Below are 22,184 nucleotides of genomic sequence, written 5' to 3' on the forward strand. Positions count from 1 at the left end.
TAATTCAGATCAAGAGCAGAAAGATACCCACTACACTGTTTCCAACAATGTGGAATCACGACAACAACAAACTTCGACGTTACAACTACAAATATCTAACAAGCTCACCCCAACATCAAACCCAATGTTCTGGCCTTCGCCACCGCATGAGTTCTACGCATCACCCCCAACTTTATATAAATTCTTCGGACATGTGTTTTTACGGTATGCAATGAAAGGAAAAGCTTTTCTGCGATTTGTTGATTGGAATCTCCTGTCGCAATCAAGGCCAACACTTGCAACTCGCGCTGACTCAGTGAACTTTCGGTTTCAGTTACATTTATAACTTTCTGCTTTTCGTCCGACACAATGGTCGGATCAAATATTTTCGGTGAGCGCAGAGTGACCTGCCGTATCAGCAATTGCGACCCCGAGCGCCGAACGATCCTTAATGCGCAATCCACATGCTCAACTACTCGTAACGAATCGTTGTGCAGCAATGCCACTTCGGCCAAGGCAAAATGCAACTCCGCTTCAAGTGTCTGCGCCCCACACTTACGTGCTTTATCCAGCAACAACTGAAGTTGCTTTGGCTGGTCACTGGCCCGTTGCAAATATGCCGTGGCCAATATCAACAAGTATTGGATACGCGCAATCAATTGAACTGTCGCCGGAGGCGCCTGTAATGCGTTCGGTGGTTGATAGTGACGCAGCACCCGGCTCAGCGCCTCATGCGCCAATTGCGCCCGCCCCTGCTGCAGCCAGATCTGGCTACTGACCTGTAACAACACACCACGGTAAACCGTGTCTGGAATCCTGCGCTGCTGCATCAACCGCTCGGCCTCGTGCAAGCGCTCGAATGCTTGCGTGTATTCACAGTGGTTGGCCGCTATCTGCGCCAGCCCCAGATAGCCGAACAACACCCGTTTATCGTGACTGCGCAGACAATCCTCCAGGCCACGTTTGAACAGAACGGCGGCTTGCTCCTCCAGCCCCATGGCCAATGCCAATCGACCACGACGCAGGGCGATGCGACCGAGCAGCGGTGATGGCCGCTCGGCGCGCTGGCCAAGCAATTGCTCGACGCTCAGCAGCAGGTTGTCAGCGCGGGCGGGAGTTCCACGCTGCTCAAGCAACTGCGCGTGATCAAGTTCGAGCAAGCCTTCAAACAGCAAGGAGCCTTGTGCCCGCGCCAGACGCAATGCTTCACGGCTGATGGCATGCGCTTGTTCGAGTTCATCGCATAACAAGGCCTGTTGAGTCAGCCCTGACAGGCACAGCAGCCTTGCGGCCCAGGCATCGCCATCGAGCGCTTCCAGAGCTTGTTGAAAGAGTTCGTGCGCAGGCGTCATACATCCCTGCAAATGCATCAGCCAACCTTGTTGCGCTTGCCAGCGTGCAATCAGTTGTCGTTCCAGTGCCGCCGAAGGTTGCGGCATGAACCTCGCCAGATGCGAGATGCACTGCGTCGCCTGTTCAAACCGCCCGGCAAACAGCAGAGCTGCGGTAATCAGCCCGACCAACTGCGGTGATCCCAAGGTCAATCCTTCGCCCTGAGATTCATGCAAGCGCAACAACAGCACCACCGTTTGCTCTTCAAACAGATGCTCAAAGTTGAAGTGCTGCAACAGACTGATTGCCGTTTCGAATTCCTCGGCAAACAACGCCTGCTCGAAAGCCGAGCGCCAGTCCCCGGCACCGGCGAACCATTGGCATGCTCGACGATGCCATGAACGGGCCGCAGGCCAGCGCTCATCACGCATTACTTGAGCCAACGGTGCAAATATCTGCAACCACTGGGACGAGTCATTCCATGGTTCGATGAAGCAACCCAGCGTTTGCAGGGTTCGCAGGTAGTCCGCGCCCTCTCCGGCACCGAACAAGTACTCACACAACTCAGCGTTGAAGCGCGGCAGATTCGCCAGCACCCGCCAGACTTCCGCCAACTCCGGCGTCAGACTGCTGAACAATTCGTGTTGCAGGTAATCAAGCAACGTTTCCACCCGTTGCTGCGGTTGGGTACTTTGCGCCCAGTCGCATTTTTGCAGCAGCGCCATGCGCACGCCGGCGCACCAGCCACCGGTTCGATGAACGATCCGTGCGGCCACACTGGCGGCCTGCTCAGCTGACAAGTGTTTCAAGGCCAAGGCGATTTCGTCTTGTGTCAGCGCCAGCGTCGTGCTTTCGCACTCATACAACTCGTCGTCCAGTAGCAACCGAGGCCAATTGCATTGCGGCCGTCGTCGCGTGCCGATCCACCAGGTCAATGCCGGGCTGCTGAGCGCCAGCAGGCGGTCAAGAAGCGCATCAAGTGCCGGGGCGGGCAACCGACAGTAATCGTCGAGAAACAACCAGGTGGGCGTCGACCAGCGTGCCAGAGCTACCGCCAACTGCGCTTCAGCCATCTCGGCCAGCCCCAGCGCCAGGCTCAGCCGCTGACAGAATTCGTCAGCACTCAAGGACATGCCCATCAATGGCAGCCAGTGCACCGGACAACGCGCCGGTGCCTGTGACAGGCACTCAGAGAGCAAAGCGCTTTTACCACTGCCCGCCGGCGCGCAGATCAGCCTGATTCGTGCGACCGATGTCAGCAGAGGCTCACTCAATCGAGGGCGAAGTTGATGATGAGAAGAAAGTCTGGGCAGAAATCCGGGGCGATCCAGACAGGCAGTCATGGCGGTCATCGGGTGAGCCTTTTTATCGTTGTGCAGTCACCCTAGTCCTCTCCTCTGTACTTGTTGACGAGTATTCAGCGCGCTGATTGGCGCCCATAAAAAAGGCGACCGAGCGGTCGCCTTTTGTCCACTGATGTATCAGAACCGTTACCGCACACCCTCTGCACGCAAGGCCGCTGGCGTGTAGTCGGCAGCCTTGGCTTCAAAGCCGAATTCGTAACTGTGCTTCTCCTCGTTCTTCATCCCCAAGGCAATGTAGCGGCCGGCAATGATGTCGTAGAGCGCTTCGAGTGTGTATGCCTGTGCCTGATGCTCGTAGTGATATTCAGAGTGCCCTTCGGCTACGCGCCAGAGTTGACCGCGACCGTCATAGTGGTCGGCCAGTGCAACCTGCCAACTGTCCTCGTCGATATACATGTGGCGTTTGGCGTAGATATGCCGCTCATTCGGTTTGACGGTGCCGATCACTTCCCAGACCCGGTGCAACTCATAGCGCGTCAGGTCCTGATTGATGTGCCCGGCCTTGACGATGTCGTCGTACTTGAGCTTCGGCGAATCGAGTTTGTAGCTGTTGTACGGGATGTACATTTCCTTCTTGCCGACCAGTTTCCAGTCGTAGCGATCCGGTGCACCGGAGAACATGTCGAAGTTGTCCGAGGTACGCAGGCCATCGGCGGCGGTGCCCGGGCCGTCATAGGCTACTTGCGGTGCACGACGCACACGACGCTGACCGGCGTTGTAGATCCACGCCAGCCGCGGCTCCTTCACCTGATCGAGGGTCTCGTGTACCAGCAACACGTTACCGGCCAGACGCGCTGGCGCAGTCACCGACTGCTTGAAGAAGGTCAGCACGTTGGCGGCCTTTTCCGGGTCGATATCCTTGATCAGTTGCGGCACGGCGATCTCTTCTTCGAAGCGGATCGGCGTGTAGCTGCCGTTGGTCTGCGGGGTCACCTGAGTAATGATGCGTTTGACGTTGCCGCCGTGGTAACGGGTGATGTGGTTCCACAACACCTCGACGCCGTTCTTCGGTATCGGAAAGGCGTAATAGCGATTGCCGGTGAAATTGGCCAGGCCGTTACCATCGTTGATGGTGGTCACGTTGAGCGCACTGCGCTTGGCCGATTCGTAGATTTCCGCCGGTGCGGCGACGGTTCGGTGGGTCGGATAGACCGGGATCTTGTAAGTCTCCGGGTAACGTTTGAACATCGCCACCTGGCCGTCGGAGAGCTTGTCCTTGTACTTGTCGACGTTGGCCGCGGTGATGGTGAACAACGGCTTTTCATTGGCGAACGGGTCAGCAAGAAAGCCTTTGCTGTCCACCGCAGCAGCATTTTTCGGGATGCCGCCGGTCCATGCCGGAATAGAGCCATCGGCGTTACCGGCTTTCTCGGCGCCGAGCGGGGTCAGGCTGGTACCGAGTTTATTGGCTTCGTCCGGCGACACCGCCGCCATCACATTGGCCGCCAGCAGACTCAGGGCCAGCACACCACATTGCAGAATCATTTTGCGCATTGCAGTCATCCTTCTCGGGCAGATCAGAAGTTCACGCCGAAGCTCAGTGCGACGAAGTCACGGTCTTCGAGGACGTTGTAGTCACCACCGAAAAAGTCGGTGTAACTGAGGCTCGCGGTGTAGGTGTTGCGGTAGTCGGCATCGACGCCGACGCTGATCGCTTTCGCGCCTTCGTTGAACAGCCCGTTGGGGCCATAACCGGCGACGTCATGCGACCACGACAGGTTGGGTTTGAGGTTGATCCCGCCGATCACGTTGGCGTAATCGAGGATCGCCCGAGCGCGGTAGCCCCACGAGGTCGAGGTGACGAAACCGTCGGTGTCGCCGCCGAAACCGTATTGGCCATATACCGAGTCGCGGCCATAACGCAGCTTGTCGCGCGACTCCAGGCCGCCGACCCTAACCACGGCGGCTTCACCGACCAGGGTCAAACGTTGAGCGCCCCAGACCTGATCGAAAAAGTGCGTGAGTGTGCTCTGGATTTGCGTGACTTCTTTGCGCCGATAGCCTTTGTTGTCCGCTCCCGGTGACGTCGAAAGTGGCGACGCCGTGCCACCGGCAATCGGGTTGAGCAGCGCCAGTGTCAGGTCGTTGGTGCTGACCTGCACCGGAGCGTTGGGCCGGTAGCTGATCTCGCCAGTCCACGCAGTGCCGGTGGGTAGCGTTGTGGAGAAACTCGCGCCGTACAGACGGATGTCTTCCGGGTATTCGAGGTAGTACTGGCCGCGTCCGAGCATCACACTCTGGGCCAAACCGGAGCCGCTGCCGGGGGCCAGACCATTGGCGATGCCGACCATGCCCGGCAATGCTGCCAATGTCGAAAGACCGGCCGTGGTCGTGCCAACCGTAGGCGTACGGCTGTGGTAGTTCATGAAGTAGAGACCGTACTCGGTGTCGTCGCCGAGCCAGCGCAACGCCGTCCCCCACTGCCCGGAATCCCGCGCGTCACGGTCACCACCACGAGGGATCACCACGCCTTCGCGAGTCACCTGAATGCCTTGCCCGAACGCGGTGGTCAACGGCACCAGCGGCGCGATCGCCGGGTTGCCAACGGTGTAGCCGTTGTTGCAACCGTCCGCCGCCACATCGACGCCGAAGAAGGTGCCGCAGTTGTCGAGAACGGTCTGGTCCCATTCCAGTTGATAGAAACCTTCGACGGTCAGTTGATCAGTCAGGCCTTGCGAGCCGAACAACATGTTGACCGGAATCAGACCTTCCTTGATCTCCGCACCGGGGCGACGAAACGCTGAAACGTCGATCGGGTTGATGCTGTTGATCGAGTTGCCGATGAAGGTACTTTCGCCCCAGCTCACCACCTGTTTACCGGCGCGCACGGTGCCCGGCAGATCGGCGATGGAGTAGTTGTGATAGATGAACGCATCAAGGATTTGTGCGCCGGAAGATTTCGCGCCTTCCTTGCGGCCGCTGTCGCTGATCGGCTTGAACTCGCGGTCCTCGTCCTTCAGCTCGAAGTCATACCAGTACTTGCCACGCACGAAGACACCGGTGTCGCCGTACTTGAGTTCGAGGTCGTGAATACCTTTGAAGATTTTCGAGAAGGTCTCGCCCTTCTTGAAATTCAAACGCCCGTCATCACCGGTCGAGGATTGCCCGGAACCACCATTGACCGTGCCGACCAGCGACTTGTCGGCATCGCGCATACCCCAACTCGCACCAATCGACAGCGACGAATCGAACGTGCCCTCGATCTCGCCAATGTTGAACGCAACCGCTTGCGCCTGGGCGCAGCAACCCAGAGCCACCGCGGCTGCCAGCGCCTGCGGTGTGAAGATGGCGCGCATTGTTTTTGTTGTCATGCGTCTTCCCCGGTGAGTGACAGAAGGCCCCACCCTACTGCCGGGCAACCGCGTCGATAAGCGCACCAAGGAGGTATTCGTGTTGTCGCTCGAAAGGATGAATGGCCTTGCACGACGGGACTTTGCGCCGCTCATGGATCGGCTGGATGGAGGATCATCAGTGCAGCGCATGGTGCATATCGGATCACGAGACTGTTGCATGCCCCGCAACAGTGCATGTCCGGAATCGGTATTTTTCCCACGCGATCAAGACCTTATTCTGAACGCGCTTTCACGGGACTCGCCGCAAAGTACGAAGCACTGGCCTTTGAGCGACTCATGCCATTGCCGACAGATTTCAGATAAATCGAAGACTTCGGTTTATCGCCCCGGTGTTCACTGACGTTGATTTGTAGCTCCTTGATCCAACGTCTTACCTTGGCCGCTGCGTTTGCAGCGGCCTTTTTTATGGGCAATGAATTTTGTACAGAAGAGGTTTTCAGAGGGATGACAGGACCCAGATGAATCCTGTCGAGTGATGCGTAGGGATCAGAGTGAATACTTCTGCAAATTCGCCATCATTTCCTTCAGCGCCTCAATATTATCCTTCGGATGCGCCGCCCCTTCGAAATCACAAATCTGCTGCCAGTGCGCCGCGACATCTTCCGGCGAGAAACCAACGCGCGGATCAAACCCGGCACCGAGGCTGCGCTCCCAACGCACTTTGCCCATCCAGCCACCGCCGACCTCGAACAACCCGGAAGTCTCCTGGCATTGCTCACTGGCCAGATACACCACCAACGGGCTGACCAGCTCCGGCTTCAATTGCTCGAACACTTGCGGCGGGATCAGGCCTTCGGTCATGCGCGTGCCGCCGGTTGGCGCGATGGCGTTGACGAGGATGTTGTTCTTGCGGCCTTCGATGGCCAGGGTGCGGGTCAGGCCGTAGAGGCCCAGTTTGGCCATGCCGTAGTTGGACTGGCCGAAGTTGCCGTAGATGCCCGAGGTGGAGGCGGTGAAGATCACCCGGCCATAGTTTTGCTCGCGCAGGTGCGGCCACGCGGCGCGGGTGACTTTGTAGGCGCCTTCGACATGGACGCGGTAAACCAGATCCCAGTCGGCGTCGTCCATTTTGTGGAAGGTCTTGTCGCGCAGGATGCCGGCGTTGTTGACGACGACGTCGACGCGGCCGAAGACATCAAGGGCGTTTTGCACCAGTTTGTCGCCGTCGGTGACCGAGTCATGGTTGGCTTCGGCGATACCGCCGGCTTCGCGGATTTCCGCAACCACGCGATCAGCCGCGGATGCATTAGCGCCTTCACCCTGGGTCGAGCCGCCGAGATCATTGACCAGCACCTTGGCGCCCTGTCTGGCAAACAACAATGCGTGGGCGCGTCCGAGGCCACCACCGGCTCCGGTGACGATGACGACTTTATCTTCGAAACGCACAGACTCATTCATCGCAGCAACTCCAGCAGGCCAGTATTGAGCCAGAGTGTCAGGCACACAGCTTTTGGTCACAATGAATACGGCTGAGGCTGAATGGTGTGCAATAAGGTTGGGGGATAGTGAAGATCAAAAGATCGCAGCCTGCGGCAGCTCCAGGGGATCGGTGTAGGAGCTGCCGCAGGCCGCGATCTTTTGATCTTCAGGAGCAGGCAACTTTGCGCGGCGGCAACACCTGACGTTCGCGAAACTCCAAATAGTGCTTGAGCACCTGCACCGGCGCTTCGGTCTGTGGATAGTGACCAATGCCCGGCAGCAGCACAGCGTCGGCATCAGGAATCAACTCGCAATAACGCTGCACCATGTGTGCACCAGAGATCGGGTCGACTTCGCCATCAATCACCCGCAACGGGATCTCACCGTGCTGCATCGCCGCAACCCAACGATCACGCTGCACCCGACGCTCCGGAATGTAGCTGATCAGTTTGTGCATGATCCGTGGCCCACGATTGGTATCGACCAGGCTCCAGAAATCATCCAGTTCGCTCTCTGTCGGCCGGGTGTTTGGCCCAAAGATCTGCCGAAAACTTTTCACCAGGGCATCGCGGGTAAACGCGCGACCGATCATCCAGCCCAGTGGACTCAGCAGCAGTTTTTGCATCAGCACCGGACGATGGGTTTCCGGAAACAGGCCACCGTTGAGGAACACGCAACTGGCGATTTCGAGGCGATCCTCGTAATGCCGGGCCAGCAATTCTTGCGCAACGCTGTCACCGTAATCGTGCGCCAGCACATGCACCGGTTGTTCGACCTGCAAATGCGCGAGCAAGGCCTGTTGCAGGTCAGCCTGCTCCAGCAGGCTGTAGGTGTGATTGATCGGCTTGGCCGAATCGCCAAACCCGAGCATGTCACAGGCGATCACCCGATAACGCGCGGCCAGTGGCTGCCACAGGTAATGCCAGTCCCAACTGGCGGTCGGGAAGCCGTGGATCAGCAACAGCGGCTCACCCTGCCCCGCCGTCCAGTAGCGAATCGGCTGGCCACGAAAGACAAACGTCTGGCTGCGTTTACGCCAGACACACAGAGGAATCTCGGCAAGAGGCATTAGAGTTTATATCCGGGGTCTTGTTTATCGAGTTTGCGCAGCAACGCTGGCCAGGCCAGCGCGCCACCCATGCCTTGAGCACTTTTGGTGACACCGGCGATCATCGCTTTGGCGCCTGCCAGGATTTGCGGTTCGATGGCGATGAGTTCAGCGCCACCGGTTTGCGCCATGACCTGAATGTCGCAGGCGCGCTGGAAGGTGAACATCATCAGAAAAGTGTCGGCGATGGTGCCGCCACAGGTCAGCAGACCGTGGTTGTGCAGCATCAGGAAATTGTTCTCGCCGAGGTCGGCCTGCAAGCGCGCTTTCTCTTCGTGGTTCAGCGCCACACCTTCATAGGCGTGATAAGCCAGGCTGGACAGCACAAACAGCGACTGCTGGCTGATCGGCAACACGCCCTGCTTTTGCGCCGACACCGCGACACCGGAAGCGGTGTGGGTATGCAGCACGCAAACCACGTCGTGCCGCACTTCGTGCACAGCGCTGTGGATGGTGTAGCCGGCGGGGTTGATTTCGTAAGGGCTGTCCATGAGTTTGTTGCCGGCCTGATCGACTTTCACCAGGCTCGATGCGGTGATCTCATGGAACATCAGACCGAACGGGTTGATCAGGAAGTCTTCGGTACCCGGCACCTTGGCGGAAATATGCGTGAAGATCAGATCGTCCCAGCCATGCAGTGCAACCAGACGATAACAAGCGGCGAGATCGACTCGGGTCTGCCATTCCGCAGCACTGACCTGGTCTTTGACATTAAGGGACGATTGGACGGGGGCTACGCTCACTGTATGCACCTCTGCGTTCTTATTGTTCTGCACGTGTCAGCAGTCTAGTCAGGCGCAGAGCATTGCGTAGTTGCATTGCCAGCCAGCTTGATGACTGAGCGGGTCAGCCAGGCAAACTCCTTGGATCCATGTCAAAGCCACGACGCCAACAAAGGCGCGGCAAACAGATTGAGCAGACCGGTCAATACCATCACCAGCCCGGCGACAGAGCCTTCTTCGCCCCCTACTTCATGGGCGCGGCTGACGCCAGCACCGTGCGCGCCAACCCCGAACAGCGCACCGCGCGCCAAGGCACTGCGCAACGGCAACCACTTCAAGAGCACGCCGCCGAGCATCGCACCGAACACGCCGGTGAACATTACAAAGACCGCCGTCAGTTCCGGCACGCCACCCAGGTTCTGTGCCAGCGGCATAGCGAACGGTGTGGTGATCGAGCGCGGCACCAGCGACATCGTCACCGAACTGTCCAGCGCCAACGCCTTGGCCAATCCGAATGAAGTACCAATTGAAGCCGCACTGCCGGCAACCATGCCCAGCATCAATGCCGACCAGTGCCGCATCAACAATCGGCGTTGCTGCCAGATCGGCACGGCGAACGCGACGGTCACCGGGCCCAGCACCAGCATCAGCCAGTGGGTGTTGCTCGAATACTCGGCATACGCGGTGTGCAGCGGCACGGCGAGCGCCAGCAACAGCGCCGGGACCAGAATCAGCGGTGAAAAGACGTAGCGGCCGGTGCGCCGATAAATCCAGCGGCTGAACAGATACGCCGACAGGGTGAACGCCAGCCAGAACATCGGCATCCATTCAATCTTCATGGGAGCGCCTCACGCGTACGGCCAGTTCCACGGTGAACGCAGTGACCAGCATCACCATCAAGGTGCTGGCGGCGATCACCAGCAAAATCCGCCAGCCGTCATTGCGCAGCAACGCGCCGTAATCGAGCAGACTCATCAACGCCGGGATAAAGAACAACAGCATCTCGGCCATCAGCAATCCTGCGCCCAATTGCAGGGCTGCCGGTTTGACCCAGCCAAAGGCAAACGCCAGCAGCAACAGCGCCATGCCGATCACGCCGCCGGGAATCGGCCAGGCTAGCCATGCGGCGAGTTGGCAGCCGAGCAGGTAGAGACCGAGTAACACGGCGAGTTCGACGAAGAGACGGGAAAGTTGTTTGAAGCGGGCGGCGTTCATGAGGTTGGCTCCTTACAGAAGCCTATTTTACGAAGTGACCTGCCATCCCCGAAGCGAATTGTTAGACTCAAACTCATTCCATAATGGAATCAGGCCATGGAATTCAAACAGCTGCGCAGTTTTGTCGAAGTCATGCATCAGGGCGGTTTCACCCAAGCGGCGAAAACCCTGCACATCAGCCAGTCAGCCGTCAGCAAACAGATCGCGCAACTGGAGCAGAGCCTCGGCACCCCCTTGCTCGAACGGCTCGGCTCGCAATTGCGTCTGACCGCCGCGGGCAGCGTGGTACTGCAACGGGCCGAGGGCATGCTGCGTTTGCGCAACGAACTGCTCGCGGAGCTGGACGACCTCAGTCATATGGCACGTGGAGAGCTGCGCCTCGGCCTGCCATTACTCGGCAGCGACGCGCTATTCGCCAAACTGTTTGCTGAATACCGGCGGCGCTATCCGAATATCAGCATCCAGTTGCTCGAGGGCGGTAGCCGCAATATCGAGCAGGCTGTGCTGAGCGGGGAACTGGAATTGGGCGGCAGTCTGTTGCCCAAGAATCCACAGTTCGACTGTCAGCCATTTTGCGATGAGCAACTTGACGCCCTGCTGCCAGTGGATCATCCGCTGGCCGATCGCGGCGAGATTGGTCTGGAGGAATTGGCCGAGACGCCGTTTCTGCTCTATCAGCGCAGTTTCGTGCTCAACGACCGCTTGCTGCAGGCATGCCAGCAATTGGGTTTCACGCCGAAGGAAGGCGGACGCAGCGGTCAGGCGGATTTTCTCGCGGCGTTGGTGGCCGCCGGGCAAGGCGTGGTGCTGTTGCCCAGCGTGGTCGCACGCGGGCTGGTGCGGCCAGGCGTGGTACGCCTGGCCTTGCGCGCGCCGGATTATCTGCGCTGGGATATCGCTTTCATCTGGCGTCGCGGCGCCTATCTGTCAAAAGCCGCACAGGCATGGCTAAGCTTGCTGCGCGAGCGGGCGATCAGCCCTTGAGCGTGTCGACCAACTGCGCCAGCCACGGTTCGGCGTCGGTTTCCGGAGTGACACTTTCACTGGCGTCGATGCGCAGCATGTCCTGCACTTCGCGCACGCCCAGTTCGCTGAACAGTTCACGCATTTGCTCGCCACCGCCGCAGAAGGTGTCGCCGTAACTGGCGTCGCCCAAGGCAATCAGTGCGCCCGGCAAGCCACGCCACGCCGCCGGCAACTGGTCGCGAATCGCCGAATACAGCGGCATCAGGTTGTCGGGCAATTCACCCATGCCGGTGGTCGACGTCACTGCGAGAAACGCCTCAGGGCCGAACGCTTGAATGTCTGCCAGGCTGGCGCGCGAATTGTAAAAGGTTTCAAAGCCAGCGGCTTTCAACAGGTTCTCGGCGTGACGGGCGACTTCTTCGGCGGTGCCGTAGACCGAACCGGAGAGGATGGCGACTTTCATCAATCTGATCCTGAAACTGGAAAAAAAGAGCGGCGATAGTAACAGCCTCAAACGCAATGCTGCGACTGGATCTCAATTGACGGTAATGGCCAGTAGACAGCGCCTGCGGTTCTTCTAGAATGCGAGCCACTGACAACTCTGAAAGAATTCAAAGATGATCAACGCCAGCCTGCTGCAAATGGTGATCAATGCGTCGAACGACGGGATCGTGGTCGCAGAGAAGGAAGGTGAGCAGGACAATATCCTGATTTATGTGAACCCGGCTTTTGAACGACTGACCGGCTACACCAGCGAAGAGATCCTCTACCAGGATTGCCGCTTTCTGCAGGCCGGAGACCGTGACCAGGAGAGCCTGGAGCTGATTCGCAATGTATTGCGCAACAACGGATCGTGCCGGGAAATCCTGCGCAACTACCGCAAGGATGGCACGCCGTTCTGGAATGAACTGTCGCTTTCAACGGTAAAAAACGCCGATGACGGGCTGACTTATTTTGTGGGTGTGCAGAAGGACGTGACTGTTCAGGTCAAGGCCCAGCAGCGCGTGGCGCTGTTGGAAGCAAAGGTCGCGGCCCTTGAAGCGGAACTGGCGTTGTTGAAAGCGACAAACGGTTAAAACAAAACAGCGAACTAATTGTCATTAACTACAATCACCAATGACTTTGTATCTATATCTTTCGAGTTAGCCATGCAGCGCGACGCCCTCCTCACTCAGGATGAGCTGGATTTCATCCAGACCATGCAGCACAACCCGCAACTGAACGTGCGGGATGCGACGTCGAGTCTGCTGGTTAACGGCGGTTCGCAGATCCGTGATTTGCTCACACGCCTGGCCGCTCACGAGCAAGTGACCATTCAGGCCAACTTCGAAAATCAGCAAATGACATTCCCGTTGCATCTGGTGGAGGACGAGTTTCACGCGCTGCATCTGCGCCTTGGCGTACCAAGCATTTATGAAGACGGCCCGATGGTGCGGCCATGGCGGTTGACGCTCGAAGAGCCAGTAGCCCTGGAAAACGCCAAAGGTCAGCCGGGCACGTTGTGGGTCCACGAGGTTTCGCACAAAGGTGTGCTACTGGAAGTGCGCAACAAGACCAAACCGCCCAAGCATTTTGCTCTGTGGTTCAGCCCATCGGGTTACGAGCGGATTTCATTGCGCGGCAATTTCGAACGGGAAACCGAAAGTGGTTTCTACGCCTACGAACTGAGCCAGACCGACACCGACGAAACCGAACGCCTGCGCCAGTTCATCCTGCAGCAACATCGCCTGACGCATCCTGCCCTTCACACCTGAGTTTCAGGTATCCAGATTGCCGGCGAGAAACTGCAACATACGCTGACGCATGTTTGCCCCCTCATTCCCCAGACACGCTACCGAGGATCCTGCCAGGCTATCCTGCGCCAGATCCGAAGCATCGCCCGCCAGCATCAACTGACAATCGAGGCTTAACGCCAGCCGGTTCAGACGCCGAGGTAATTCGGCGCTGGGCGCGTGATTGGAAAACAGCACGAGCGCATCAGGTTTGATCTTTTCGCACACCAGCGTCAGCTCATCGAACGGCTGACCTGTCGTCAGCACTCGAACACCGGCATTGCTGTCGCTGAGAAACAACGCCGCCACCAGCAATTCCAGCTCCCGACACTGCCCGGCCAGCGCACTGACGACCACCCGGCGCGGTTGCGTGCCGCGCAGCATGACAATCCGCTGCAATACGCGCGCGCGCAGGAATCCATCGAAGAACAGCCACTCGCTGGTTTGCCCGAAAGCCTCCTGGCGCTGCAACAATTGCAGCCACAACGGCATGAGGATGTCCTGAAACACCACCGGCAACGCGTAAGAAGAAAATATCTGCCCATAGACGCGATCCAGTTGCTGGTCGTCGAACGCACTGACCGCCTGCTGGATCTGCTCCTGCCATTGCAGGTAATCGGCCTGCACCAGATCATCCGGGATGATGTGCGCGAGCACTTTCATCGGTTCGGTCTTGGCGAGGATCTTGCCGACCTTGCTCACGGCAACACCGCGATCAATCCAGTCGACGATGCTGCGCACGCGCTCGATATCGGTCATCGAATAGAGTCGATGTCCACTTTCAGTGCGTGTCGGCTGAATCAAACCATAGCGTCGCTCCCAGGCGCGCAAGGTCACCGGGTTGACGCCTGTCAGACGTGCGACCTCACGGATCGGGAACAGATCAGCGCGTTCGAGCGCAACAGAGGCCTGCGTAGCGGGGTTTGCGTCCGTGATGACAGGCATATGGCGTTCAACTTCCATGTCGGTTCAATTGGATCCCATTCTAACGCTTATGCCCCGATGGGGTTCAAGTGATGAAATGCGACGAAAGTCGCTGGTTTAATCGTGAAAAACCGGAATAATCCTTGCTTGTTGAAAAACGCAGGCCTCTACCCCGGCCCTGCGTCAGGCGAAATTCCTACCCGGAGTGACGCACTCGAAATACGGAGATACAAAATGTCTACTTCCCCCGTCACGCTGATGGTTGCCCGTCGCGTCGCCGACGGCCGTTATCAGGATTTGATCGCCTGGCTGCGCGAAGGCGAACAACTGGCCACTGACTTCCCCGGTTACCTCGGCTCTGGCGTGCTCGCTCCGCCGCCCGGTGATAACGAGTTTCAAATCATTTTCCGTTTCGTCGATGAACAGACGCTGCATGCGTGGGAATACTCGGCATCGCGCACCGCGTGGCTGAGCCGTGGCAGCGATCTCTTCGCCCATCCGAAAGAGCATCGGGTCAGCGGTATCGAAGGCTGGTTCGGCGCGGCCGGTCAGCGTCCACCGCGCTGGAAGCAGGCTGTCGCGATCTGGCTGGCGTTCTTTCCGGTGTCGCTGCTGTTCAACTTTGTCCTCGGCCCGTTGCTCGCTGACATGAGTTTGTTGCCGCGTGTGTTGATCAGCACGGCGTGCCTGACACCGTTGATGGTTTACTTCTTTATTCCGCTGTCGACGCGCTTGCTGGCGAATTGGCTGAACAGCACCCCGGTGCGCCTGCCTGTTTCGGCGACACCTCAAAAACATTAAAGATCGCAGCCTCGTTGCACTCGACAGCTCCTACAGGACTGAATACAGACCGGGGTAGGAGCTGCCGCAGGCTGCGATCTTTTCAGGCTCGTCGCTGTTATAGTTTTTGCTCCCACCGCGATGCGAGCCGTTCATGCCAAATTCCGCAGCCCCGATCCTCATCACCGGTGCCGGCCAGCGTGTCGGTCTGCATTGCGCGCAGCGGTTACTCGAAGAAGGCTATCGCGTCATCTTCACCTACCGCAGCGAACGCCCCGGCGTGCAGACACTGCGCGATCTGGGCGCCATCGGCCTGTTCGCCGATTTTTCCAGCGAAACCGGGATTCTCGCCTTCATCGAAACACTGAAAAACCACAGCGAAAGCCTGCGCGCCATCGTGCACAACGCCTCCGAATGGCTGGCCGAAACCCCGGACAGCGAGGCCGAAGCCTTCACGCGCATGTTCAATCTGCACATGCTCGCGCCGTACCTGATCAACCTGCACTGCGGTGAATTGCTAAAGCGCTCGACACCCGCCGACATCATCCACATCAGCGACGATGTCACCCGCAAAGGCAGCAGCAAGCACATCGGCTATTGCGCGACCAAGGCCGGACTCGACAGCCTGACCCTGTCCTTCGCAGCACGCTATGCGCCGGCAATCAAGGTCAACGGCATCGCCCCGGCCCTGCTATTGTTCAATGCCGACGACGACGCAGCCTACCGCGCCAAGGCCCTGGCCAAATCCGCGCTGGGCATCGAACCGGGCAGCGAAGTGATCTATCAGAGCCTGCGCTACCTGCTCGAAAATCCTTATGTCACCGGGACAACCCTGACCGTCAACGGCGGAAGGCACGTCAAATAACGCCTGCCTGCGAGGAAGTCCATGACCCGCTCACTGCCCGAAAATTACCGCGAAATCCTTATCGGTCTCGGTGAAAATCCCGACCGTGAAGGATTGCTCGATACGCCAGTGCGTGCAGCCAAGGCCATGCAATACCTGTGTCACGGCTATGAGCAAAGCGTCGACGAGATCGTCAATGGCGCGCTGTTTGCCTCGGACAGCGACGAGATGATCATCGTCGCCGACATCGAACTGTACTCATTGTGCGAACATCACCTGTTGCCCTTCATCGGCAAGGCCCATGTGGCTTATATTCCGACAGGCAAGGTACTGGGCCTGTCGAAAATCGCGCGACTGGTGGACATGTTCGCGCGGCGCCTGCAGATTCAGGAAAACCTCACCCGGCAAATTGCCGATGCGGTGCAACAGGTCACCGATGCTGCCGGCGTCGCCGTCGTCATCGAGGCCAGACACATGTGCATGATGATGCGCGGTGTCGAAAAACAGAATTCGACCATGAACACCTCGGTCATGCTCGGCGCGTTCCGCGAGTCGAGTAACACCCGCCAGGAGTTCCTGCAATTGATTGGACGGAGCAAGTAAATGCCACAACTTCAGCCGGGAATGGCGCGCATCCGGGTCAAGGATCTGCGCTTGCGCACCTTTATCGGGATCAACGAGGACGAAATCCTCAACAAGCAGGATGTGCTGATCAACCTGACCATTCTGTACGCCGCGCAGGAAGCGGTGCGTGACAACGACATTGATCACGCACTGAACTACCGCACGATCACCAAAGCGATCATCGCCCACGTCGAAGGCAACCGCTTTGCCCTGCTAGAACGCCTGACGCAGGAATTGCTCGATCTGGTGATGAGCAACGGTTCGGTACTGTACGCCGAAGTCGAAGTCGACAAGCCACATGCGCTGAGGTTTGCCGAGTCGGTGTCGATCACGCTCGCGGCTAGCCGCTGAGCTTCAAGCTTCGAGCTGCAAGCGGTAAGCTAACGGCCGACCCCGATCCAATCTTGCAGCTTGAAGCTTGCCGCTCAAAGCTGTCTCGCAGAGACCCCCATGACTGATCAACAACGCCTCGAACTCGAAGCCGCCGCTTTCCGCCGGCTGGTCGCCCACCTGGACAGCCGCAAGGACGTACAGAACATCGACCTGATGAACCTCGCCGGGTTCTGCCGCAACTGCCTGTCGAAGTGGTACAAGGCCGAAGCCGACGAGCGCCAGATCGAGGTCAGCCTCGATGACGCCCGCGAGGTGATTTACGGCATGCCGTACGCCGAGTGGAAAGCCCAATTTCAGCAAGAAGCCAACGCCGAGCAACAAGCCGCGTTCGCCAAAGGAAAAACCCATGAGTGACCTGAACACCCTGCGCGCCAGCCTCAACAGCGGCGACCACGCTTTCGCCGACACCCTGGCCTTCATCGCCGCCGGTTACGACTACCAGCCGCAGGCTTTCAGCAACGGTGGCGTGGAAAACGCCGCCGGGCAGAACGAAGGTTCGTGCAAGACCTTGGGTCTGGCGCTGCTGGAAGGTCTGAGCGATGAAGAAGCGCTGTTGGCGTTTGGTGAGCATTACCGCTCGGTGGTCGCAACGCCAGAGGGCAGCGATCACGGCAACATCCGTGCGTTGATCCAGCACGGTCTGGCCGGCGTCAAATTCACCGCCCAACCCCTGACCCGCCGCTGATCCCAGCTGCAACGCCCCCCCTGTAGGAGTGAGCCTGCTCGCGATAGCGGTGTATCAGTCGACTCATATGTTGACCAGTACACCGCTATCGCGAGCAGGCTCACTCCTACAATGAATTGCGTTGGAGCAGGAATAACGGGCACAAAAAAACCGGCCGAAGCCGGTTTTTTTATGCCTGCGATCTTAGAACGAAGCGTTCTGCAGACCGTCCAGGTAACGTTCGGTGTCCAGTGCCGCCATGCAGCCGGCGCCGGCCGAGGTGATGGCCTGACGGTAAACGTGGTCAGCCACGTCACCGGCGGCGAAGATACCTTCAACGCTGGTCGCAGTGGCATTGCCTTCACGGCCGCCGTGCACCACCAGGTAACCGTCTTTCAGGGTCAGTTGGCCTTCGAACAGCGAAGTGTTCGGGGTGTGGCCGATAGCGATGAACACGCCGTCGACGGTGATTTCGTCGAAGCTGCCGTCGTTGTTCTTCAGACGCGCGCCGGTCACGCCCATGTTGTCGCCCAGGACTTCGTCGAGGTTGGCGTTCAACTTAAGGATGATCTTGCCTTCGGCCACACGAGCGTTGAGCTTGTCGATCAGGATCTTCTCGGCGCGGAAGGTTTCGCGACGGTGGATCAGGGTCACGGTGCTGGCGATGTTGGCCAGGTACAGCGCTTCTTCAACGGCAGTGTTGCCGCCGCCGACCACTGCAACAGGCTTGTTGCGATAGAAGAAACCGTCACAGGTCGCGCAGGCCGAAACGCCTTTGCCCATGAACGCTTCTTCCGACGGCAGGCCCAGATAGCGCGCGCTGGCGCCGGTGGCGATGATCAGGGCGTCGCAGGTGTAAGTCGCGCTGTCACCGGTCAGGGTGTAAGGCTTGGCGGCGAAGTCGACGGCGTTGATGTGATCGAAAACGATCTCGGTTTCAAAACGCTCGGCGTGCTCGCGCATACGCTCCATCAGTGCAGGGCCGGTCAGACCGTGGACGTCGCCCGGCCAGTTGTCGACTTCGGTGGTGGTGGTCAGTTGACCGCCAGCCTGCATGCCGGTGATCAGCAGTGGCTTGAGGTTGGCACGGGCCGCGTATACCGCGGCGCTGTAACCGGCAGGGCCGGAACCGAGAATAATCACTCGCGAATGACGGACTTCAGACATGACCTGCTCCTGTTGACCGGGCCGAAAAACAGGCCCGGATCGCCGGACTGCCGGCGGGAATAAAAAAGGACTGTGGATAACCTTGGGGAAGGCTTGAGCTCGACAGTCCTGTAAAAAGTTGGGTGCAGCGTATCGAGGGGGGCAAGATTAAGGAAATACGGTTTAACAATCCAGCTCATAGGTGGTCTCTATGCCGACACACTGACGAGATGGACGTCTTTGTTACAGTGAATGTCGATCGCTCTGCCGCGCTTTCGCCGCCGTGGCAAAGCCGGTAAGGTCGGCGCGATTTCCCTTGCTCGGAGCACCTTATGCCCGCCCCCGTTCTGTCCGGCCCGCAATACCTGCGCGAAGGCCTGAAACTGGTCCTCAGCCCCGGCCTGCGCCTGTTCGTATTGCTGCCGCTGGCGATCAACCTGGTGCTGTTCGTCGGATTGATCTATCTGGCCGGCCACCAGTTCAGCCTGTGGGTCGATACGCTGATGCCGTCGCTGCCCGAATGGCTGAGTTTCCTCAGCTACATCCTCTGGCCCTTATTCGTCGTGCTGGTGGCGTTGATGGTGTTCTTCACCTTCACCATGCTCGCCAACGTGATCGCCGCGCCGTTCAACGGTTTTCTCGCGGAAAAAGTCGAAGTGGTGGTGCGTGGCACTGATGACTTCCCGGCCTTCAGCTGGGGCGAACTGATCGCCATGGTCCCGCGCACCCTCGCCCGGGAAATGCGCAAGCTCGGCTACTTCCTGCCCCGCGCGATCGGTCTGTTCATCCTATCGTTCATCCCGGTGGTGAACATCATTGCTGCACCGCTTTGGTTGTTGTTCGGCGTGTGGATGATGGCGATCCAGTACATCGACTACCCGGCGGACAACCACAAACTCGGATGGAACGAGATGCTCGCCTGGCTGCGCGAGAAGCGCTGGCAGAGCATGAGTTTTGGCGCAATCGTCTATCTGGTGCTGCTGATTCCGGTGGTCAACATCCTGATGATGCCGGCGGCGGTGGCCGGGGCGACGTTGTTCTGGGTGCGCGAGCGTGGTGCAGAGAATCTGGTGACTCAGCGCTGAGCCCCCAGCCATAGCGCGTCACAAATCCATCATCCGAACGTCACAAGCACGACATGGCCTCAGCCGACACTGAGGTCATGACGACAGCTCTACATATCACCCTGATCAGCGAAACCTTCCCACCGGAAATCAACGGCGTGGCCAATACGCTTGGCCGCTTGTGCGATGGACTGCGCGCGCGTGGGCATCAGGTTGAACTGGTACGCCCGCGTCAGGCCGGCGATCCGCAGCGCAGCGAAGATGACGCGTTGCTGTTGTGTCGGGGCTGGCCGCTGCCGGGGTACCCGGGGCTGCAATGGGGTCAGTCGTCGATGCACAAACTGCTGCGGCGCTGGAAGCATCAGCGTCCCGATGTGCTGTATATCGCCACGGAAGGACCGCTCGGGTTATCAGCCCTGCGTGCGGCGCGGCGTCTGGGCATTTCGGTGGTCAGCGGGTTTCACACCAACTTTCAGCAATACACCAGTCAGTACGGCCTCGGTCTGCTGACGCGGATGCTCACGCATTATCTGCGCTGGTTTCACAATCGCTCGGCGCTGACGTTGGTGCCCAGTGTCAGCCAGCGCCTGGAACTGGAGCGGCGGCATTTCGAACGATTGGCGCTGTTGTCGCGCGGTGTCGACAGCCAGTTGTTTCATCCGAGCAAACGGCTGAATGCCTTGCGTGAGCAGTGGGGCGTGTCCGAGCAGGACATTGCGGTTATTCACGTAGGACGACTCGCGCCGGAGAAGAACCTTGGCCTGCTCAAACGCTGCTTCGAAAATCTGCGTGACACTTATCCACAGCGTAATCTGAAACTGATCGTGGTCGGCGACGGACCGCAACGGCTGGCACTGGAAAAGGATTTGCCCGGGGCGGTTTTCTGCGGTGCGCAGCGCGGTGAAGCGTTAGCGGCGCACTATGCATCCGGGGATCTGTTTCTGTTTCCGAGCCTGACGGAAACCTTCGGCAACGTGGTGCTCGAAGCATTGGCTTCGGGATTGGGCGTGGTGGCTTACGATCAGGCTGCGGCGGCGCAGCATATTCGCCATGGCTACAACGGCGTGCTGGCGATGCCTGGTGATGAGCAGGCGTTTTGCGAGGCGGCGGCGTGGTTGCTGGAAGAGGACGAGACGTTGCGTTGCGTGCGTTTGAATGCGCGGCAGCATGCGAGTCGCCAGGGCTGGCCGGCGGTTATCGAGCAGTTTGAAAAGCATTTGCGCGGGGCTTGTGTGGGTGAGCAAATGGTGCCGAATGCGCAGACATTGCCTTGAATCCAAACGACTTGGAGACCGCTATCGCGAGCAGGCTCACTCCTACAGGTGGAATGCATTCCAATTGTAGGAGTGAGCCTGCTCGCGATGGCGTCAGTACAACCGCTGATTAAACCAGCGTCATCAACGCCTCACGGCTGAACGGCAAGATATCCTGCTCACGCCCTTCGCGGACTTTCTGTGCCCAGTCCGGATCGACCAGCAGTGCACGGCCCACCGCCACCAGATCGAATTCCTCCTTGTTCAGGCGCTCCAGCAGGTTCTCCAGACTGGCCGGTTGCGCGACCTTGTCGGTGTTGACCATGAACTGCAGGAACTCGCCATCGAGACCCACGCTGCCGACGGTGATGGTCGGCTTGCCGGTGAGTTTGCGCGTCCAGCCCGCGAGGTTCAGCTCGGAGCCGTCAAACTCAGGCTCCCAGAAACGCCGCGTCGAGCAATGGAAAATATCCACGCCAGCGTCGGACAACGGCTTGAGGAATTCGCCCAGCGCTTCTGGGGTTTGCACCAGACGAGCGGTGTAATCCTGCTGTTTCCACTGCGAGAAACGGAAGATGATCGGGAAGCCTTCACCGACCGCTGCACGTACTGCTTGAATCAGTTCGATGGCAAAGCGCGAACGGTTGGCCAGGCTGCCGCCGTATTCATCGGTGCGCTGGTTGCTGCCTTCCCAGAAGAACTGGTCGATCAGGTAACCGTGCGCGCCGTGGATTTCCACGCCGTCCATGCCGATGCTATGTGCATCCTTGGCGGCTTGGGCGAATGCGGCGATTACATCCTTGATGTCCTGTTGGGTCATGCCGTGCACCACGACCTGACCGTCCTTGAGTTTTTCCGACGGGCCGTAAGCCGGCACGCTGGCGTCCGGCTCGGTGCCGATGCGGCGCACGCTGCCGACATGCCAGAGTTGCGGAACGATCTTGCCGCCTTCAGCGTGAACAGCGTCGACGACTTTCTTCCAGCCGGCCAACGGTGCTTCACCAAAGAATTGCGGCACGTTCGGGTAACCGTTGGAGGCAACGTGACCGACGGTGGTGCCTTCGGTGATGATCAGGCCAACCCCGGCTGCTGCGCGACGGCGGTAGTACTCGATGACTTTCGAATTCGGCACGCCACCCGGGGAAAACGAACGGGTCATTGGCGCCATGACCACACGGGTCGGCAGTTCGAGGGCACCGAGGTGGAACGGTTTGAACAAGGCTTGAACGGGCATCGAAGGGCTCCACAGAGAAGGCTTTATG

General features: G+C 58.9%; 23 protein-coding genes. 11 read left to right on the forward strand and 12 right to left on the reverse strand.

The window, feature by feature from the left end:
• Positions 1 to 104 precede the first annotated feature (104 nt).
• From ACI514_RS20650 to ACI514_RS20685, 8 genes are all read right to left on the reverse strand, one after another.
• Positions 105 to 2,663, reverse strand: a complete 2,559-nt coding sequence (locus ACI514_RS20650; protein WP_405122289.1) for a LuxR C-terminal-related transcriptional regulator — start codon at positions 2,661 to 2,663, stop codon at positions 105 to 107.
• A gap of 138 nt (positions 2,664 to 2,801) precedes the next feature.
• Positions 2,802 to 4,169, reverse strand: coding sequence for a DUF1329 domain-containing protein (locus tag ACI514_RS20655; RefSeq protein ID WP_077571173.1), 1,368 nt, complete (start codon positions 4,167 to 4,169; stop codon positions 2,802 to 2,804).
• 23 nt (positions 4,170 to 4,192) lie between these two features.
• A complete protein-coding gene (locus ACI514_RS20660; protein WP_160055935.1) occupies positions 4,193 to 5,986 on the reverse strand; it encodes a DUF1302 domain-containing protein in 1,794 nt (597 codons plus the stop codon).
• Positions 5,987 to 6,514: 528 nt separating this feature from the next.
• Positions 6,515 to 7,426, reverse strand: coding sequence for an SDR family oxidoreductase (locus ACI514_RS20665; RefSeq protein WP_186625405.1), 912 nt, complete (start codon positions 7,424 to 7,426; stop codon positions 6,515 to 6,517).
• 187 nt (positions 7,427 to 7,613) lie between these two features.
• Positions 7,614 to 8,516: an alpha/beta fold hydrolase gene (locus ACI514_RS20670; protein ID WP_160055931.1), complete on the reverse strand. Its 903-nt coding sequence runs from the start codon at positions 8,514 to 8,516 to the stop codon at positions 7,614 to 7,616.
• Complete coding sequence (locus tag ACI514_RS20675; protein WP_077571168.1) at positions 8,516 to 9,298, reverse strand: class II aldolase/adducin family protein; 783 nt, start codon at positions 9,296 to 9,298, stop codon at positions 8,516 to 8,518. Before ACI514_RS20675 ends, ACI514_RS20670 begins: the two co-directional genes overlap by 1 nt.
• A 131-nt stretch (positions 9,299 to 9,429) precedes the next feature.
• The gene (locus tag ACI514_RS20680; RefSeq protein WP_405122290.1) at positions 9,430 to 10,116 is read right to left on the reverse strand and encodes an LrgB family protein; all 687 of its coding nucleotides are present in this window, start codon (positions 10,114 to 10,116) and stop codon (positions 9,430 to 9,432) included.
• Entirely contained in the window at positions 10,106 to 10,492 is a 387-nt protein-coding gene (locus ACI514_RS20685; protein WP_160055925.1) for a CidA/LrgA family protein, read from the reverse strand. The genes ACI514_RS20680 and ACI514_RS20685 overlap by 11 nt, the downstream gene beginning before the upstream one ends.
• 96 nt (positions 10,493 to 10,588) lie before the next feature.
• Between ACI514_RS20685 and ACI514_RS20690 the strand changes: the two genes are divergently transcribed.
• On the forward strand, positions 10,589 to 11,476 hold the full coding sequence (locus ACI514_RS20690) for a LysR family transcriptional regulator (RefSeq protein WP_160055923.1): 888 nt from the start codon (positions 10,589 to 10,591) through the stop codon (positions 11,474 to 11,476).
• Here the strand turns inward: ACI514_RS20690 and ACI514_RS20695 are convergent.
• On the reverse strand, positions 11,466 to 11,921 hold the full coding sequence (locus ACI514_RS20695; RefSeq protein ID WP_405122291.1) for a flavodoxin: 456 nt from the start codon (positions 11,919 to 11,921) through the stop codon (positions 11,466 to 11,468). The two genes, ACI514_RS20690 and ACI514_RS20695, sit on opposite strands and share 11 nt — an antisense overlap.
• 154 nt (positions 11,922 to 12,075) lie before the next feature.
• On the opposite strand from ACI514_RS20695, the gene ACI514_RS20700 reads away from it, so the two are divergent.
• Positions 12,076 to 12,534, forward strand: coding sequence for a PAS domain-containing protein (locus ACI514_RS20700; RefSeq protein ID WP_160055919.1), 459 nt, complete (start codon positions 12,076 to 12,078; stop codon positions 12,532 to 12,534).
• Between the two features lie 72 nt (positions 12,535 to 12,606).
• Positions 12,607 to 13,212 carry a hypothetical protein gene (locus ACI514_RS20705; protein WP_016987019.1) on the forward strand — a complete coding sequence of 202 codons (606 nt, stop codon included), beginning with the start codon at positions 12,607 to 12,609 and terminating at the stop codon, positions 13,210 to 13,212.
• A 3-nt stretch (positions 13,213 to 13,215) separates the two neighbouring features.
• On the opposite strand, the gene ACI514_RS20710 is transcribed toward ACI514_RS20705, so the two are convergent.
• Positions 13,216 to 14,175, reverse strand: a complete 960-nt coding sequence (locus tag ACI514_RS20710) for a MerR family transcriptional regulator (protein ID WP_160055917.1) — start codon at positions 14,173 to 14,175, stop codon at positions 13,216 to 13,218.
• 213 nt (positions 14,176 to 14,388) lie between these two features.
• Between ACI514_RS20710 and ACI514_RS20715 the strand changes: the two genes are divergently transcribed.
• From ACI514_RS20715 to ACI514_RS20740, 6 genes are all read left to right on the forward strand, one after another.
• The gene (locus tag ACI514_RS20715; protein WP_160055915.1) at positions 14,389 to 14,955 is read left to right on the forward strand and encodes an antibiotic biosynthesis monooxygenase; all 567 of its coding nucleotides are present in this window, start codon (positions 14,389 to 14,391) and stop codon (positions 14,953 to 14,955) included.
• A gap of 133 nt (positions 14,956 to 15,088) precedes the next feature.
• Positions 15,089 to 15,799 (forward strand): dihydromonapterin reductase, encoded by a 711-nt coding sequence (folM, locus tag ACI514_RS20720; RefSeq protein ID WP_405122292.1) that lies wholly within the window; start codon positions 15,089 to 15,091, stop codon positions 15,797 to 15,799.
• A 21-nt stretch (positions 15,800 to 15,820) separates the two neighbouring features.
• Positions 15,821 to 16,381, forward strand: a complete 561-nt coding sequence (gene folE / locus ACI514_RS20725; protein WP_160055911.1) for a GTP cyclohydrolase I FolE — start codon at positions 15,821 to 15,823, stop codon at positions 16,379 to 16,381.
• Positions 16,382 to 16,753 carry a dihydroneopterin triphosphate 2'-epimerase gene (gene folX / locus ACI514_RS20730; RefSeq protein WP_007914273.1) on the forward strand — a complete coding sequence of 124 codons (372 nt, stop codon included), beginning with the start codon at positions 16,382 to 16,384 and terminating at the stop codon, positions 16,751 to 16,753.
• Between the two features lie 99 nt (positions 16,754 to 16,852).
• Positions 16,853 to 17,149 carry a DUF1244 domain-containing protein gene (locus ACI514_RS20735; protein WP_160055909.1) on the forward strand — a complete coding sequence of 99 codons (297 nt, stop codon included), beginning with the start codon at positions 16,853 to 16,855 and terminating at the stop codon, positions 17,147 to 17,149.
• Entirely contained in the window at positions 17,142 to 17,480 is a 339-nt protein-coding gene (locus ACI514_RS20740) for a HopJ type III effector protein (protein ID WP_160055907.1), read from the forward strand. Before ACI514_RS20735 ends, ACI514_RS20740 begins: the two co-directional genes overlap by 8 nt.
• Positions 17,481 to 17,663: 183 nt before the next feature.
• Here ACI514_RS20740 and trxB read toward each other — a convergent pair whose 3' ends face one another.
• Positions 17,664 to 18,626, reverse strand: a complete 963-nt coding sequence (gene trxB / locus ACI514_RS20745) for a thioredoxin-disulfide reductase (protein WP_007912350.1) — start codon at positions 18,624 to 18,626, stop codon at positions 17,664 to 17,666.
• Between the two features lie 311 nt (positions 18,627 to 18,937).
• Between trxB and cysZ the strand changes: the two genes are divergently transcribed.
• Both cysZ and ACI514_RS20755 read left to right on the forward strand, forming a co-directional pair.
• Complete coding sequence (cysZ, locus tag ACI514_RS20750) at positions 18,938 to 19,690, forward strand: sulfate transporter CysZ (protein ID WP_160055903.1); 753 nt, start codon at positions 18,938 to 18,940, stop codon at positions 19,688 to 19,690.
• A gap of 53 nt (positions 19,691 to 19,743) precedes the next feature.
• Positions 19,744 to 20,943 carry a glycosyltransferase family 4 protein gene (locus ACI514_RS20755; RefSeq protein WP_405122293.1) on the forward strand — a complete coding sequence of 400 codons (1,200 nt, stop codon included), beginning with the start codon at positions 19,744 to 19,746 and terminating at the stop codon, positions 20,941 to 20,943.
• Positions 20,944 to 21,052: 109 nt separating this feature from the next.
• On the opposite strand, the gene ACI514_RS20760 is transcribed toward ACI514_RS20755, so the two are convergent.
• Positions 21,053 to 22,156, reverse strand: coding sequence for an NADH:flavin oxidoreductase (locus ACI514_RS20760; protein WP_405122294.1), 1,104 nt, complete (start codon positions 22,154 to 22,156; stop codon positions 21,053 to 21,055).
• Positions 22,157 to 22,184 lie beyond the last annotated feature (28 nt).

It is taken from the genome of Pseudomonas sp. M20, from assembly GCF_045037865.1.
Classification (GTDB): Bacteria; Pseudomonadota; Gammaproteobacteria; order Pseudomonadales; family Pseudomonadaceae; genus Aquipseudomonas.

Coding starts and splice junctions, on each gene's coding strand:
- ACI514_RS20650 (WP_405122289.1), bottom strand. CDS start 2,663: ATGACCGCCATGACTGCCTGTCTGGATCGCCCCGGATTTCTGCCCAGA.
- ACI514_RS20655 (WP_077571173.1), bottom strand. CDS start 4,169: ATGCGCAAAATGATTCTGCAATGTGGTGTGCTGGCCCTGAGTCTGCTG.
- ACI514_RS20660 (WP_160055935.1), bottom strand. CDS start 5,986: ATGACAACAAAAACAATGCGCGCCATCTTCACACCGCAGGCGCTGGCA.
- ACI514_RS20665 (WP_186625405.1), bottom strand. CDS start 7,426: ATGAATGAGTCTGTGCGTTTCGAAGATAAAGTCGTCATCGTCACCGGA.
- ACI514_RS20670 (WP_160055931.1), bottom strand. CDS start 8,516: ATGCCTCTTGCCGAGATTCCTCTGTGTGTCTGGCGTAAACGCAGCCAG.
- ACI514_RS20680 (WP_405122290.1), bottom strand. CDS start 10,116: ATGAAGATTGAATGGATGCCGATGTTCTGGCTGGCGTTCACCCTGTCG.
- ACI514_RS20685 (WP_160055925.1), bottom strand. CDS start 10,492: ATGAACGCCGCCCGCTTCAAACAACTTTCCCGTCTCTTCGTCGAACTC.
- ACI514_RS20690 (WP_160055923.1), top strand. CDS start 10,589: ATGGAATTCAAACAGCTGCGCAGTTTTGTCGAAGTCATGCATCAGGGC.
- ACI514_RS20695 (WP_405122291.1), bottom strand. CDS start 11,921: ATGAAAGTCGCCATCCTCTCCGGTTCGGTCTACGGCACCGCCGAAGAA.
- ACI514_RS20700 (WP_160055919.1), top strand. CDS start 12,076: ATGATCAACGCCAGCCTGCTGCAAATGGTGATCAATGCGTCGAACGAC.
- ACI514_RS20705 (WP_016987019.1), top strand. CDS start 12,607: ATGCAGCGCGACGCCCTCCTCACTCAGGATGAGCTGGATTTCATCCAG.
- ACI514_RS20710 (WP_160055917.1), bottom strand. CDS start 14,175: ATGCCTGTCATCACGGACGCAAACCCCGCTACGCAGGCCTCTGTTGCG.
- ACI514_RS20715 (WP_160055915.1), top strand. CDS start 14,389: ATGTCTACTTCCCCCGTCACGCTGATGGTTGCCCGTCGCGTCGCCGAC.
- folM (WP_405122292.1), top strand. CDS start 15,089: ATGCCAAATTCCGCAGCCCCGATCCTCATCACCGGTGCCGGCCAGCGT.
- folE (WP_160055911.1), top strand. CDS start 15,821: ATGACCCGCTCACTGCCCGAAAATTACCGCGAAATCCTTATCGGTCTC.
- folX (WP_007914273.1), top strand. CDS start 16,382: ATGCCACAACTTCAGCCGGGAATGGCGCGCATCCGGGTCAAGGATCTG.
- ACI514_RS20735 (WP_160055909.1), top strand. CDS start 16,853: ATGACTGATCAACAACGCCTCGAACTCGAAGCCGCCGCTTTCCGCCGG.
- ACI514_RS20740 (WP_160055907.1), top strand. CDS start 17,142: ATGAGTGACCTGAACACCCTGCGCGCCAGCCTCAACAGCGGCGACCAC.
- trxB (WP_007912350.1), bottom strand. CDS start 18,626: ATGTCTGAAGTCCGTCATTCGCGAGTGATTATTCTCGGTTCCGGCCCT.
- cysZ (WP_160055903.1), top strand. CDS start 18,938: ATGCCCGCCCCCGTTCTGTCCGGCCCGCAATACCTGCGCGAAGGCCTG.
- ACI514_RS20755 (WP_405122293.1), top strand. CDS start 19,744: ATGGCCTCAGCCGACACTGAGGTCATGACGACAGCTCTACATATCACC.
- ACI514_RS20760 (WP_405122294.1), bottom strand. CDS start 22,156: ATGCCCGTTCAAGCCTTGTTCAAACCGTTCCACCTCGGTGCCCTCGAA.